Origin of the sequence: Limnothrix sp. PR1529 (assembly GCF_002742025.1) — a bacterium.
In the GTDB taxonomy this organism is placed as follows: Bacteria; Cyanobacteriota; Cyanobacteriia; order CACIAM-69d; family CACIAM-69d; genus CACIAM-69d.
Genome location: NZ_LIRO01000069.1, coordinates 33,628 through 49,579 on the forward strand (window position 1 = coordinate 33,628; position 15,952 = coordinate 49,579).

Below are 15,952 nucleotides of genomic sequence, written 5' to 3' on the forward strand. Positions count from 1 at the left end.
CGTAAGTCATGTCATATTAGGCACTTCAAGGTTGCCGCATCACCAGAAGGGAGCTTTATACTGAAAAGTAGGTTTTCTTCTTAACCACATCCATGTCCCCCCTCACCAGCTCTTCATCCCAGCCATTACCTGCAATTGGTGGCTACACAATCACGGAGCAACTCTATTGGGGATCGCGAACGGCTGTCTATCGAGCTGTCCAAGATGCGGATCAGCGATCGGTGGTGTTGAAAATCCTGCTGTCAGACTATCCCACCTTTGGCGAACTGGTGCAATTTCGGAATCAATACGCGATCGCCAAAAACCTCAATCTGTCTGGCATTATTCATCCCCTGACTCTTCAGCCCTTCGGTAATGGCTATGTGCTGGTGATGGAAGATTGGGGAGGGGTATCCCTTAATCAATACCTACAGCAGCACGAGCTTAATTGGGTTGAAGTGCTCAAGATTGCCCTGCAACTGACCACCATTCTGCACGATCTGCATCAGCAGCGCGTTATTCATAAAGATATTAAACCCGCCAATATTCTGATTGATTCCGCATCGAAAGAAGTAAAGTTAATTGACTTTAGTATTGCTTCTTTGCTGCCCAAGGAAACTCAAGAAATTCAGAATCCCAACATTCTAGAGGGAACTTTAGCCTACCTGGCTCCCGAACAAACCGGGCGCATGAATCGTGGCATTGACTATCGAGCCGATTACTACGCCTTGGGCGTGACGCTCTATCAACTATTGGCGGGTCAATTGCCTTTTGAGTCTGACGATCCCTTAGAGTTGTTGCATTGCCATATCGCTAAAGCAACACAGCCCGTGGATCAGGTAAACCCGTCAGTGCCTGAGATGGTGGGGGCGATCGTGGCCAAGCTGATGGCTAAAAATGCTGAGGATCGATATCAAAGTGCCTTGGGTCTTCAGCATGATTTGCAGCAATGCTTAAGCCAGTGGGAAGCAACAGGAACCATTGCATCATTTAAACTGGGACAACGGGATCTGAGCGATCGCTTCTTAATCCCTGAAAAGCTCTATGGTCGTGAGAGTGAAGTACAGATTTTGCTCAAGTCTTTTGAGCGAGTTTCCCAAGGCGCGTCAGAACTGATGCTAGTGGCGGGATTTTCAGGGATTGGGAAAACGGCTGTTGTGAATGAAGTGCATAAGCCAATCACGCAGCAAAAAGGCTACTTCATTAAAGGGAAGTTCGACCAATTTAATCGCAACATTCCCCTATCAGCATTCGTACAAGCTTTGCGGGATCTGATGGGTCAACTGCTCTCAGAGTCTGACAGTCAACTAGCCGAATGGAAAGCTCAAATCCTCAAAGCTGTTGGTGAAAATGGCCAGGTTTTGATTGAGGTAATTCCAGAGCTAGAGCAGGTCATTGGTCAGCAGCCCGTAGCTCCGGAACTGTCAGGAAGCGCAGCCCAGAATCGATTTAACTTACTGTTTCAGAAGTTTATTCAGGTTTTCACGACTGCCAATCACCCCCTCGTAATCTTTTTGGATGACTTGCAGTGGTCTGATTCTGCTTCGTTGCAATTGCTGAAAGTGCTCATGGAAAGCAGTGGCTATCTGCTGATGTTGGGTGCTTACCGAGATAACGAAGTTTCACCAGTTCATCCCCTGATGCTGACGATCGGGGAATTGGAAAAAGCGAACTTAACCGTTAATACAATCACTTTGTTGCCACTGAGCCTAGAGCATACCAATTGCTTGGTGGCGGATACATTGAAATGCAGCCAAGAGCTATCAAAGCCACTGACTCAACTGGTCGATCGTAAAACCCAAGGGAATCCCTTCTTTACAACCCAATTTCTGAAAGCACTTCACGAAGATGGTTACATCGTTTTTGACCGTGACCAAGGCTATTGGCAATGTGACATTGCTCAAGTCAATGCCCTGGCACTGACGGATGATGTGGTGGAATTTATGGCGTTGCAGTTACAGAAACTGCCGACAGCGACGCAAGAGGTTTTGAAGTTAGCAGCTTGTATTGGCGCACAGTTTGATTTATCAACCCTGGCGATCGTGGCAGAGCAATCCCAAACGGAAGTAGCCACTTTTCTGTGGAGAGCTTTGCAAGAAGGACTGATTGTGCCCATTGGTGACGTTTACAAGTTTTACATCGGTCAAAGTATTGAATCAAGTGCGCTAAAAAATCAGCAGATCATTAATTATAAATTTCTGCACGATAGAGTACAACAAGCAGCTTATTCTCTAATTCCCGATGATCAAAAGCAAGTAAAACACCTAAAAATCGGGCAGCTTCTTGCTCGTGTAGTAAATTCAGTAGATCAAGAAGAGAGGATCTTTGAGGTTGTCAATCAGTTAAATCAAGGAGCTGACCTAATCAAGTCTCAAGATGAACGAGAAGAGCTAGCTAAATTGAATCTAAAAGCTGCACGAAAAGCAAAACTTTCTACTGCTTATATTGCAGCTATTGAATATGCTGACCAAGGGATAAAGTTACTTGCTTTACAGTCTTGGAAACAGCATTATGAAATCACGCTGAGTCTATATAATTTAGCGGCAGAAGTAACTTGTTTGGTCAGCAATTTTGAAAAAATGCAGCAGTTGGTTGACGAAGTAGTTACAAACGCGCGTCATGTGCTGGATAAAGCCAAAGTCTATGAAGTAAAAATTTTGGCCGAAGTAGCACAAAGTAAACAACCTGAAGCTATCAAAACTGCTCTTAGTGTTTTAGAGCTATTTGGCATAGTGTTTCCAGGAAACCCTAATGCCGCTGATATTTCTCGCAGCCTAAAGCAGACTCAGGAATTATTAAAAGAAAAAGACTTAGCAGATTTATTGTTGCTACCAGAGATGACTGACTTACAAGCCATCGCTCAAATGCGAATTTTAGCAACTGTTACAGCAGCGGTTTATCAAGCGGTTCCTGAACTTTTACCACTGATTGTGTGTAAGCAAATTGAATTATCAGTTCAGTATGGTAGCGCTGCTGTGTCGGCTCAAGCCTTTGCTTGGTATGGAGTAATTTTGTGTATTACCGGAGAAATTGACTTGGGTAATCACATTGGAGAAATTGCGCTGGGGTTACTATCGCGCTTTCAGAACCGAGAATTTAAAGCCAGCACTATCAACATGGTTTATCCATTTGTAAAACCCTGGAAGCACCACATTAAAAATTCTCTAGCTCCTTTACTTGATGGATATTACAGTGGACTGGAAACAGGAACTTTAGAATATGCTGCCTATTGTGCTTATAATTATTGCTCGCTTTCCTACTTTCTCGGCAAAGATTTGTCAACTCTAGAACCAGAAATTCAACTATACAATCAAGCGTTAGCGCAAATTAAACAAGAAGTAGCTCATAATTATTTAAAAATTTTCTATCAATCTATCATGAACTTAGCGATGCAAAATGAGCATCCTTGGAAAATTCAGGGTGAAATTTATGACGAAAATAATATGTTACCTCTGCATCAAAAGGCTAATGATCTTTATGCGTTGGGAACCCTTTACGTGAATAAGTTAATTCTCTGTTACCTTTTTGGCGAATGGGAATCTGCGACCACAGCTGCCACACAAGCTAAACAATATCTCGGCGGAATATCGGGCTGCTTCATGGTTCCCTTATTTCATTTCTATGACTCATTAACTTATCTTGCTAAATTATCTAGCGCTCAGAATTTGGATTTGCAAAGAGTTGCTGAAAATCAAAATCTGCTAAAAAAATGGTCAAATTCTGCACCCACCAATTATTTACATAAGTTTTATTTGGTAGAAGCAGAGCAACATCGAGTTTTGGGGCAAATATACGAAGCGATGGATTACTATGATCGCGCAATTGCTAACGCCAAAGAAAGTGGCTATATCCAAGAGGAAGCTCTCGCCAATGAGATTGCTGCTAAATTCTATCTCAATTGGGGTAAAGAGAAAGTTGCTACAAGCTATATGCAAGAAGCCTATTATTGCTATGCTCGTTGGGGTGCAAAAGCTAAAGTTGCTGATTTAGAGCAGCGCTACCCCCAACTATTACAACCAATTTTAAAAACTGCTATTCAATCTCTAACTATTTTGGAAACCCTAACCAGCATTAATGCTCCAGGGTATGCAGCTTATTCTACTTCTCGAAAAAGCTCCTCTAGCAGTATTAATCAATCGCTAGATTTGGCTACCTTGTTGCAAATTTCTCAGACTTTTGCAAGCACGATCGCTCTGGATGAACTCCTACAAACACTAGCTCAGACAATGCTTGAGAACTCTGGGGCAGACCGATGTGCTTTGATGCTTTGCGAAGAGAATCAGTGGCAAGTGCGGGTAATAGCAGACCTGGAGCAAGTAACTTTGCAGCCTGCACTGCTAGACAATAATCTAACGGTTCCTGTGAAGCTTATTCAATACGTAAAGAACACTGCAACGACGGTGATGGTTGATGATCTCAAAACTGATCTTCCAGTGATTGGCAATTATCTAAATTATCATCAACCTAAAAGTGTCTTATGTTTACCAGTTCTGAATCAGGGGAGTCTACATGCTATTTTGTATCTAGAAAATCAATCAACTAGTGGTGTATTTACTAGTGATCGTGTTGCAGTGCTTAGTTTCCTTTGCACTCAAGCTGCTATTTCTTTACGAAATGCTGACCTCTACCAAACTCTACAAAATAGTGAAGCGAAGTTTAGAAGATTAGTAGAAGGAGCAGATGACATGATTTGGTCTGCTCTAGCAGATAGTACATTGACTTATTTATCTCCTCAATTTGAACCAATGTTCAAATTATCGCTATCTGACTGGGTAGGGCAGTCTTTTGTTAAGTTGGTTCATCCTGATGACATAGAAATAGTGACAGCATCAGCCACGGCTGCACTCGAAACAGGCAAAAGCCAGAAAAATATAGAATTTCGACACCTATGCCAAGGTAAAGAATATCTGTGGGTAACAGTCAATGTAACGCCTATTAAAAATCTCCAAGGCCAGTCTATCGGGCTACAAGGAATTATACGAGATATCAGCGATCGTAAGGCTGCAGAAGCTATTATTCAGCAAAAGTCTCAAGATTTGGAAAATACATTGCAAGAGCTACAAAGTGCTCAGTTACAGATGGTTCAGAGCGAAAAGATGGCTTCTTTGGGGAACCTAGTAGCGGGGGTTGCTCACGAGATTAATAACCCGATCGGTTTCCTGAATGGCAGCATCAATAATGGTAAAGAGCATGTGCAGGACTTGCTTGAACATCTAGCCCTGTATCAGCAGCATTATCCCAGTCCCACTCCTCCGATTCAAGATCACGCTGAAGATATTGATTTGGAATATGTTTGCGAAGATCTGCCCCAACTCCTGAATTCAATGCAAGGGGCAACCGATCGCATTAAGTCGATTAGTACAAGTTTGCGGACTTTCTCCCGTGCGGATACGGAATATAAAGTCAGCGCTAACCTGCATGAAGGGATTGATAGTACCCTACTGATTTTGAAATATCGCCTCAAGGCGAATGCTAATCGACCGGCGATCGAGGTGATTACCAACTATGGCGAAATACCACCGATCGATTGCTTCCCAGGACAGCTCAACCAGGTATTTATGAACATCCTGGCTAATGCGATCGATATGTTTGATGAGTTGGCCCAGGGTCGATCGTTCAAGGAATTAGAAGCGCATCCTCAACAGATCACCATCAGCACAACTCTGGTAAACAACCAAGTGCAGATTGCCATTCGGGACAATGGGAAGGGGATGGATGCAGAAGTGCAGTCAAGAATCTTTGACCATCTGTTCACCACAAAATCCGTAGGTAAAGGCACAGGGTTGGGTCTCGCGATCGCCCAACAAATCGTAGTGGATAAACATAGCGGCAGTCTGACCGTTGAGTCAGAGCTAGGACAAGGCACTGAATTTTTGATTCGACTGCCAATCAAGTCATAAGTTCTATTACGCAATACTAAGCTGTTATATCGAGATAAATTACGTCCGTAAGTCATGTCATATTAGGCACTTCAAGGTTGCCGCATCACCAGAAGGGAGCTTTATACTGAAAAGTAGGTTTTCTTCTTAACCACATCCATGTCCCCCCTCACCAGCTCTTCATCCCAGCCATTGCCTGCAATTGGTGGCTACACAATCACGGAGCAACTGTATTGGGGATCGCGAACGGCTGTCTATCGAGCTGTCCAGGATGGTGATCAGCGATCGGTGGTGTTGAAAGTCTTGCTGTCGGACTATCCCACCTTTGGCGAACTGGTGCAATTTCGCAATCAATACGCGATCGCCAAAAACCTCAATTTACCTGGCATTATTCATCCCCTGAATCTTCAGTCCTTGGGGAATGGCTATGTGCTGGTGATGGAAGATTGGGGAGGATTATCTCTCAATCAATACCTACAGCAACACAAGCTTAATTGGGTTGAAGTGCTCAAGATTGCCCTGCAACTGACCACCATTCTGCACGATCTGCATCAGCAGCGTGTTATTCATAAAGATATTAAACCCGCCAATATTTTGATTGATCCCGAATCAAAAGAAATTAAATTAATTGATTTTAGTATTGCCTCTTTGTTGCCTAAAGAAACCCAAGAAATTCAAAATCCAAATATTTTAGAGGGAACTTTAGCCTACCTGGCTCCCGAGCAAACCGGGCGTATGAATCGTGGCATTGATTATCGCGCTGATTACTATTCCCTAGGAATCACCCTTTACCAATTGCTCACTACAGATAATACGCTTCCCTTCGTCTCGAATGATCCCTTAGAGTTGTTGCATTGCCATATCGCCAAAACAGCACAGCTAGTGGATCAGGTGAATCCGTCAGTGCCCAGGATCGTAGGGGCGATCGTGGCAAAACTGATGGCTAAAAATGCTGAGGATCGATATCAAAGTGCTTTGGGTCTTCAGCATGATTTGCAGCAATGCTTAAGCCAGTGGGAAGCAACAGGCAAAGTTACTGAGTTTGAGTTGGGACAACGGGATCTGAGCGATCGATTCTTAATCCCTGAAAAGCTCTATGGTCGTGAGAGTGAAGTACAGATTCTACTCAAGTCTTTTGAGCGAGTTTCCCAAGGTGCATCAGAACTGATGCTAGTGGCGGGATTTTCGGGGATTGGGAAAACTGCCGTTGTCAATGAAGTTCATAAACCCATCACTCAGCAAAAAGGGTACTTCATCAAAGGGAAGTTTGATCAGTTCAATCGCAACATTCCCTTATCAGCATTCGTGCAAGCTTTGCGGGATCTGATGGGGCAACTGCTCTCAGAGTCTGACAGTCAATTAGCCGAATGGAAAGCTCAAATCCTCAAAGCTGTTGGTGAAAATGGCCAGGTCTTGATTGAGGTGATTCCAGAGCTAGAGCAGGTCATTGGTCAGCAGCCCGCAGCCCCAGAACTGTCAGGAACCGCAGCCCAGAATCGATTTAACTTACTGTTTCAGAAGTTTATTCAGGTTTTCACGACTGCCGATCACCCTCTCGTAATCTTCTTGGATGACTTGCAGTGGTCTGATTCTGCTTCGTTGCAACTGCTGAAAGTGCTCATGGAAAGCAGTGGCTATCTGCTGATGTTGGGTGCTTATCGAGATAACGAAGTTTCACCAGTTCATCCTTTGATGTTGACGATCGGGGAACTGACAAAAGCGAATTTAACTGTTAATACGATTACTTTGTTGCCACTGAGTCTGGAGCATACCAATTGTTTAGTGGCGGATACTTTGAAATGCACCCCAGAGTTAGCGCAACCCCTGACTCAATTGGTCGATCGTAAAACCCAAGGGAATCCCTTCTTTACAACCCAATTTCTGAAAGCACTTCACGAAGATGGTTACATCGTTTTTGACCGTGACCAAGGCTATTGGCAATGTGACATTGCTCAAGTCAATGCCCTGGCGCTGACGGATGATGTGGTGGAGTTTATGGCGTTGCAGTTACAGAAACTGCCGACAGCGACGCAAGAGATCTTGAAGTTAGCGGCCTGCATTGGCGCACAGTTTGATTTGCAGACCCTGGCGATCGTGGCAGAGCAATCCCAAACGGAAACAGCCACCGTCTTGTGGAGAGCTTTGCAGGAAGGATTAATCATCCCGATTACTCAGGTTTACAAGTTTTTTCAGTCTGAGGAAGTTGAGCAGCTTGAAGCTCAGAATCATGCCAATCCAGCCTATCGATTCCTGCACGATCGAGTGCAGCAAGCGGCTTATTCTTTGATTCCGCAGGTACGAAAGCAAGCCACTCATCTTAAAGTTGGACAGCTCCTGCTGAATAGTACGCCACAAGAAGAATTAGAAGTCGCAGTTTTTGATATTGTCAATCATTTGAACATAGGAATTGACACTGATCCATATTCTGTATCGGTGATTCAGTTAGCAGAATTAGCACTTTTAGCGGGCATGAAAGCCAAGATTTCGGTCGCTTATCAAGCTTCCATTGAATACTTTAATATTGGACTTCAGCGATTATCTCAAGAAATCTGGAACTCCCACTATCATCTCATGCTAAGTCTCTATCGGGAAAAAGCAGAATGTAGCTACCTTGTTGGTGAATTTAGTACTTCAGAAACTTTACTAAACTACATTTTAGAGTGGATTACAGATCCTCTAGATACAGCTCAAATTTATAGCATTCTTATGACGCAGCGAATGACCTTGGGAACAAATATGCTATCTAGCGTTGAAGCAGGGATTAAAGGTTTAGCTGTTTTAGAAATGGTATTGCCAACTGATGAAAACGAGTTGAAATCTTTAGTAGAGGTAGAGCGGCAACAAGTTCAAACTAATATTTCTCAAGTGTCAGTTCAAGGTCTGCTAAATTTACCTGAAATGACCGAACCAGTTCAGCAGAGTTGCATGAAGCTTCTAGCAATTTTGTATTCAGCTTCTTATTTGGCAGGTAATCAACTGCTGAATTTGCTAACAACTTTGCGCATGGTGAACCTATCCCTCAGGTATGGACGAGCAGAAAGCTCTAGCTTTGCTTATTGCTGTTACGGCATGATGTTGGCATTTGAAGGAAATTATCAAAGTGCTTATGAATTTGGCAAGGTCGCCTTAGATATTGACCGTATGTTTAAAAATACTCAATTTATGGCCAAAAACAATAACCATTTTGCTCATATTATCAACCCCTTTTCGCGGCCTTTAGCAGAGAATATACCACTCTATAAGCAATCGGCTGAGCTGTGTGCAGAATCGGGCGATTTAGTTTTTGGGGCATGGGCAATTATTTTCTTGATTTGGTCTCATCTTTTGAAAGGAACTCCTCTGCTTTCTGTACAAGAAGAAATTCAAAAATATTTCGGCTACGTTGAAAAAACAAATGATCAAAATATGCTGTGTGTTTTTCAACTTCAAAGACAGTTTGTCCGAGAACTAATAGACGATATAACTGAGGACAAGACCCTAACAGCACCTGGCTACTTTGAGCATCCATTTTTTCGGTTGTGGCAACAAAGTCACTTTAACGTTGCTATTAGTTGGTATGGGTTTTTGGTTTTACAGCGGGCTTACTTTAAAGGTGATTATGCCCAAGTTTTAGCAATATCAGAAACTTTGCAAGACACATTGCCTGCAAACATGGGATTTTTCCCCATCATCGTCTACCATACTTATTATCCCTTGAGTTTGGCAGCCATTTATGCTGATGTGAACGAAGAAACTCAATTAGCTTACTATCAACAAATTCAAGAACATCAGAAATTATTAGAAAAATGGGCTGAGGCTTGTCCTAATAATTTTTTGCACAAATACTATTTAGTTACAGCAGAGCTTGTTCGTTTGAGTGGAGACCGCAGTTCAGCAGTTGATCTATATGATCGCGCCATCCTACTGGCTCAAAAAAACGAGTTCATTCAAGAAGAGGCTCTCGCCAATGAACTTACTGCTAAGTTTTACCTTGATTGGGGAAAGGAGAAGATTGCTGAAAGTTATATGCAAGAAGCTTACTATCACTATGCTCACTGGGGAGCCAAGGCTAAAGTAAATGACTTAGAGGAACGCTACCCCCAGTTATTGCAGCCCATTTTGCAAGCTGCAAATCAACGCTTGACTGTTTTAGAAACACTATCGAGTCTTAGTGCCCCTACTTATTCAATTCATTCTACGCCTCACACGTATTCTACCAACAATATCAATCAGACTCTAGATTTAGCTGCATTGCTACAAATTTCCCAGACTTTCGCCAGCACGATTGCCCTGGATGAACTGCTCAAAAAGCTGACCCAAGCCATGCTTGAAAACTCTGGAGCAGATGGATGTGCCTTAATGCTCTGCGAGGACGATCGATGGCAAGTTCGGGTGATGGCAAATGCAAAACAAGTAGCACTGCAAGCTGTGCCGCTAGAAGATAACTCTACGGTTCCTACCAAACTGATTCATTACGTAAAAAACACTTCAATGACAGTGGTGGTTGATGATCTCAAGACTGAGCTTCCCGTAATTGGCGATTACCTCGTTCAACATCAACCTAAGAGCGTATTGTGCTTGCCGATTTTCAGTCAAGGAAATTTAAGCGCTATTTTGTATTTGGAAAATCGATCAACCAGCGGCGTATTTACAAGTGATCGCATTGCAGTGCTCAATTTTCTTTGTACTCAAGCGGCAGTTTCTCTGGAAAATGCGCGACTCTATCAACAATCTCAAGAATATAGTCAGCAGCTAGAGCAGTCTCTCTATGAGTTGGACAATACCCAATCCCGTTTTCATAATCTAGTGGATAACGTTCCGGGGGTGGTGTATCAGTTCCTCATGAAAACTGATGGCTCAGTATCAATGCCCTATATCAGCAACGCTTGTTATGACCTGTACGAAGTTACGGCCGAACAAGCGATCGCCGACGTACGCATTCTCATGAATATGACACATCCAGAGGACGTTGAACTGTATCGTCAAACGATTGCTGATTCAGCTCAAGCCTTAACACCTTGGCGGTGGGAGGGAAGAATTATTACCCCATCTGGGAAAGTTAAGTGGATTCATGGAGAATCACGCATTAAAAAACTGGCAGATGAAACGTTGGTTTGGGATGGACTTTTGTTGGACATCAGTGAGCAAAAAGCTGCATCACAAGAGCGCGAAGCGGCAGAGGCTTCGTTGAGGGATTTTCAAGAGAGGCTGACATTTCTGATTCAGCAAACACCTGTTGGCATTATCGAATGGAATGACCAATTTAAGGTGGCGAGCTGGAATCCATCCGCTGAAAGAATATTTGGTTATCTTGCAGAAGAAATGCTGGATCATCACGCAACTCAGATTGTTCCAGAATCGGATAGACCCCTTGTAGCTGAAGTTATGACAGCATTGCTGGAACAAAGGGGGGGATTCCATAGTTTAAATCAGAATATTCGGAAGGATGGAACGATCATCACTTGTGAATGGATCAATACGCCTCTGGTAGATAATGAAGGGAAGGCTATTGGCATCTTTTCGATGATTCAGGATGTTAGCGATCGAATTTTGGCTGAAGCTGTAATTCAGCAAAAGTCTGAAGATCTAGAACGCACATTGCAGGAACTAAAAAATGCTCAGTTGCAAATGGTGCAAAGCGAGAAGATGGCTTCTTTGGGGAACCTAGTGGCGGGGGTTGCTCACGAGATTAACAACCCGATCGGCTTCCTGAATGGCAGCATCAATAACGGCAAAGAGCACGTGCAAGACTTGCTTGAACATCTAGCCCTGTATCAGCAGCATTATCCCAGTCCTACTTCTCCAATTCAAGATCACGCTGAAGATATTGATTTGGAATATGTTTGCGAAGATTTGCCTCAACTTCTGAATTCAATGCAAGGGGCAACCGATCGCATTAAGTCGATTAGTACAAGTTTGCGGACTTTCTCCCGTGCGGATACGGAATATAAAGTCAGCGCTAACCTGCATGAAGGGATTGATAGCACGCTGCTGATTCTGAAATATCGGCTCAAGGCGAATGCTAGTCGGCCGGCGATCGAGGTGATTACCAACTATGGCGAAATACCACCGATCGATTGCTTCCCGGGACAGCTCAACCAGGTGTTTATGAATATTCTGGCTAATGCGATCGATATGTTTGATGAGCTGGCCCAGGGTCGATCGTTCAAGGAATTAGAGGCACATCCTCAACAGATCACCATCAGCACGACTCTGATTGATGATCAGGTACAAATTACGATTCGGGATAATGGCAAGGGGATGAATGCAGAGGTGCAGTCAAGAATCTTTGACCATTTATTCACCACAAAATCCGTAGGTAAAGGCACAGGGTTGGGTCTCGCGATCGCCCAACAAATCGTAGTGGATAAACACGGTGGCAGTCTGACCGTTGAGTCTGAGCCAGGACAAGGCGCTGAATTTTTGATTCGACTGCCGATCGAGGGCTGAGCAGTTTGAATTGAGCCAGTCGCTGACGAGCACCGATCGACTGGCCCAACGATTTTAGGTGGCGGGTTAACAGCTTGGCCTAGAGAACCTGCGATCGCATCAGGGCCACGGGCAGACAGCGCACTTTCCCCGTGGTGGGGACATAGGCGCGTTTATTGAACACGTCGTAACCGTTGCGCTCGATCGAGTGCAAAATTCGGCTGTAGAGCATCAAAGCAGCCCAAACGGGCCAACGAGCATCGGGGTGAAGCAGGCGAATGCCCTTGGCGGCGCTGTCAAAAATGGTGCGGGCCCGCTGAATTTGGAACTGCATCAGGGCACGCCAGCGATCGTCAACTACACCGTTCATCAAGTCTTGTTCGGTGTAGCGGAATCGCTCCAAATCTTCTAAGGGCAGATAAATTCGGCCCCGGTGGCGGTCTTCGCCCACGTCTCGCAGGATGTTGGTGAGCTGGTTGGCAATGCCGAGGGCGATCGCCCGTTCCGTGGGGTCATCCGGGTTGCGATCGGGGCTGGTTTGCATTTGCAAAAACCCATCCCAAGGGGCGCGGGCCGGCTCGCTAGCCACCCCCAAGACCGGCGTGGTCATCAGGCCCACCGTGCCCGCCACGCGATAGCAATATAGCTCTAGCTCTTCGTAGGTCTCGTAGCGACTGCGATAGAGATCCATGCGCTGCCCGGCGATCATGTCGCGGAAGGGCTGAATATCTAGGTTGTAGCGCCCGATCGTGTCAACCAGGGCCACATCAGAATCATCCAGCGCATGGCCACCAAAGAGCTGTTCGAGTCGCCGTTCCCAATCGTCCAGGGTCTCCGGCGTGGTCAGTTTAGCCATGGGCCCATCGACCAGTTCGTCAGTGCGCCGACACCAAACATAAATTGCCCAGATGGCCCGCCGCTTAGCCAACGGCATCAGCGCACTGCCCCAATAGAACGTTTTGGAGTACTTGGCTGTGACCTGGCGACACAACTCATAGGATTCTTCCAGGGTCGCCAGGGTGTTAGTGCGTGGCGGGTCAGGCAAGTGCAGCATGAAGACCGGCGGGGCTGGGAAAGGTCGATGGGTCAGTCAAAGGAGTGGCTTAGGCGGAAGCGGCCAGGGCCAAATCGCGATCGCGCTCAAGGCGCGCGGCATTGCGGACAATCGCTTGCGCTGTCAGCTTACCAGAAAGCACAGCCCCTTCCATGCTGCCTAGAAACTCTTGCATGGTGTAGCTACCGGACAGGAAAAAATTCCCGATCGAGGTTTCCTGTTGGGGGCGCAGGGCCTGGCATCCCGGCCGGGCCGTGTAGACCGATCGGGGCGTTTTTTTCACCTTGGCTTTGCGAACTTTTGCCTGGTGGGGAATGTGATCGGGGAACAGCTTGGCCAGCTCGTCCATGGTGGCAGCAATGATGTCTTCATCGGAGCGGCCGATCCAATCCTTGGCCGGAGCCAACACCAATTCCAGCATCGATCGATCCGGGTCTTCGTATTCCCGAGTGGTGCGGCTCATATCCGCATAAACACTGAGGATATCCGATCGGGAGAACAACAACTGGTCGATCGTCGGCAACTTGCAATCAAACCAAATTTGCACATTGATCACCGGCACACCTTCGAGGCCTTGCAGCTTCTCGAACTCCGGCACGGTTTGCCAAGCGTCCGGCATCATGATCTTTAAGGCATCCACCGACATGGCGGACACAAAAGCATCGGCCACAATTTCCTCATCGGGCGCGCCGTTTTGACCGCGCACAATGAAAGACTTCACCGATCGATCGCCATTCAAAACAATTTCCTTCAGCGGCGCTTGGGTGCGCACTTCTCCGCCCCGAGCCGTCACGTAGTCCACGATCGGCTGGCACAACCGCTCCGGCGGGGCCCCATCCAAAAAGGCCACCTTTGACCCATAGCGCTCTTGCAAAAACCGATTCAGCGCCGTCAGGGGAACCGTAGCCGACACATCCTCAGGATTAATAAACGTCAGGGCCTTGGAGGCGGCGATGAAAATGTCGGTGTTCACCTGCTCATCCACCCCCTGGAGCCGCAGCCATTCCAAGAGGCTGTATTTATCCATGGATTCCACATACTGCTGACCCCGCACGATCGCTGGCAACAGCCCGATCGCGAACCGAATTTTTTGCTCCCAGGTCAGCATGTCGTTATTCCGCAGAATCGACATGATCACATTAAACGGAGCGGGAATGTCCGGCACATCAAACCAAGACAGGGTTCCCGGCTTTTCCGGTTGGTTAAACACCAGGGCGTGGCGCTTCCATTGCAGGCGATCGAGAATGTCCAGCTCGCCCATCAGTTGCTTCATGTTGTGATAAGCGCCGAAAAAGGCGTGCAGCCCCGTTTCCAGCCAATCACCATCCTCATCCTTCCAAGCGGCCACCAAACCACCCAACACGGCCTCGCGTTCCAACACGATCGGCTGGTGTCCCGCATCGACCAAATATTTGGCACAGGCCAGGCCCGCTAGGCCGCCACCGGCGATTGCAACTCGCATGGATTTCAACAGTCCTACTCGCTAGGGGTAAACAACGGAAGCCACAGGGCTGATGGGGGTGGAAACCGCCCGATCGCGCTTGAAATGCGATGGGTGTTGGATTCCCTTGAATAATTCTTAAGAATTAATTTTTCAGAGCTATTATACGTTGCAATTCGTTACATTTGGGGGCAAATCAGAAGATGGTCATCCCCAGGCTACTTCCCGATCGAGCCAGGCCAGAGACCCAAGCCCCCAATCCATCAAGGTTAAGCGGCGCTGGGCTGCGAGCTTTTAAGACCTAACCGATCTTTGACCGGCCTGCTTTCGACCCGGCACACCACCACAGAAGTAGGGCCAAAATCCTAAGAACCGCTGGCGCTGTCGGACACAGGCTCGGGAATTTGCACCTTTTGGCCAAATTTAGGTTCTGTTCCCTTCAACAGGCGGCTGATGTTGGTCTTGTGTCGCGCAATCACAAACACCGTAATCGCCAAGCCAAATAAACAGTAGGGCAAGGGATTTTGCAAAGACAGCATCAACACGCTGACCATGATTGCCCCGACGATCGACCCGAGGGACACATATCGCCAAATGGCCAGCACCACACAGAAGGCCGCGAACCCGCCCAAGCCCACTTGCCAAGACAGGGCCAGCAACGTGCCCAAGCTGGTGGCGACGGATTTGCCGCCCTGGAAATTCAGCCACAGGGATTTGCTGTGGCCAATCACGGCGGTGAGACCGGCGACCACTTCTAACCAGGGCTTGATTGCCAGCCAGGTGGGATCGACGATGAGGTCGCTAGTCCAAAGGGCGCGCACCAGGCCAATGGCGATCGCCCCTTTCAGGATGTCGAAGATAAAGACGGTGATCCCGGCTGGTTTGCCTACGGTGCGCATCACGTTGGTGGCCCCGGTGGAGCCGGAACCATATTGGCGGATGTCGATGCCCTTGAGCCAGCGCCCGGCTAGATATCCAGCGGGGATGGAGCCGAGCAGGTAGGCCAAAACGAGTAATCCTAGTGCGATCGCAACAGCCATAGTTTCCAGTCCGCCAACGCCAAGCTGAATTCAACGCCACTTTATCAGCATCCCGGCCGCTAGGCTTCGGCAACTGAGGGCGGTTGCGCTTAGGAATCGCGGCGGCGGGGTGGGGGATGGGCTGGCCCTGACCGGGGAGCGGGTCGGCGGG

Annotated in this window: 5 protein-coding genes; 2 read left to right on the plus strand and 3 right to left on the minus strand. The window is 46.8% G+C overall.

Features of this window, described 5'->3' with window-relative positions; all coding sequences use genetic code 11:
- Positions 1–92: 92 nt before the first annotated feature.
- Positions 93–5,879: an AAA family ATPase gene (locus tag AMR42_RS11250; RefSeq protein ID WP_099533553.1), complete on the plus strand. Its 5,787-nt coding sequence runs from the start codon at positions 93–95 to the stop codon at positions 5,877–5,879.
- 138 nt (positions 5,880–6,017) lie between these two features.
- Positions 6,018–12,287 carry an AAA family ATPase gene (locus AMR42_RS11255; RefSeq protein WP_099533554.1) on the plus strand — a complete coding sequence of 2,090 codons (6,270 nt, stop codon included), beginning with the start codon at positions 6,018–6,020 and terminating at the stop codon, positions 12,285–12,287.
- A gap of 79 nt (positions 12,288–12,366) precedes the next feature.
- On the opposite strand, the gene AMR42_RS11260 is transcribed toward AMR42_RS11255, so the two are convergent.
- The 3 genes from AMR42_RS11260 to plsY all read right to left on the minus strand — a co-directional run bounded on the left by AMR42_RS11260 (position 12,367) and on the right by plsY (position 15,801).
- Positions 12,367–13,320: a phytoene synthase gene (locus AMR42_RS11260; RefSeq protein WP_099533555.1), complete on the minus strand. Its 954-nt coding sequence runs from the start codon at positions 13,318–13,320 to the stop codon at positions 12,367–12,369.
- A gap of 49 nt (positions 13,321–13,369) precedes the next feature.
- Positions 13,370–14,782, minus strand: coding sequence for a 15-cis-phytoene desaturase (pds, locus tag AMR42_RS11265; RefSeq protein WP_099533556.1), 1,413 nt, complete (start codon positions 14,780–14,782; stop codon positions 13,370–13,372).
- Positions 14,783–15,126: 344 nt separating this feature from the next.
- Entirely contained in the window at positions 15,127–15,801 is a 675-nt protein-coding gene (gene plsY, locus AMR42_RS11270; protein WP_099533557.1) for a glycerol-3-phosphate 1-O-acyltransferase PlsY, read from the minus strand.
- Positions 15,802–15,952: the final 151 nt, after the last annotated feature.

Bases quoted from the DNA above. Each gene is read 5' to 3' on its own strand.
- AMR42_RS11260 (WP_099533555.1), bottom strand. From the start codon at position 13,320: ATGCTGCACTTGCCTGACCCGCCACGCACTAACACCCTGGCGACCCTG.
- plsY (WP_099533557.1), bottom strand. From the start codon at position 15,801: ATGGCTGTTGCGATCGCACTAGGATTACTCGTTTTGGCCTACCTGCTC.
- pds (WP_099533556.1), bottom strand. From the start codon at position 14,782: ATGCGAGTTGCAATCGCCGGTGGCGGCCTAGCGGGCCTGGCCTGTGCC.
- AMR42_RS11255 (WP_099533554.1), top strand. From the start codon at position 6,018: ATGTCCCCCCTCACCAGCTCTTCATCCCAGCCATTGCCTGCAATTGGT.
- AMR42_RS11250 (WP_099533553.1), top strand. From the start codon at position 93: ATGTCCCCCCTCACCAGCTCTTCATCCCAGCCATTACCTGCAATTGGT.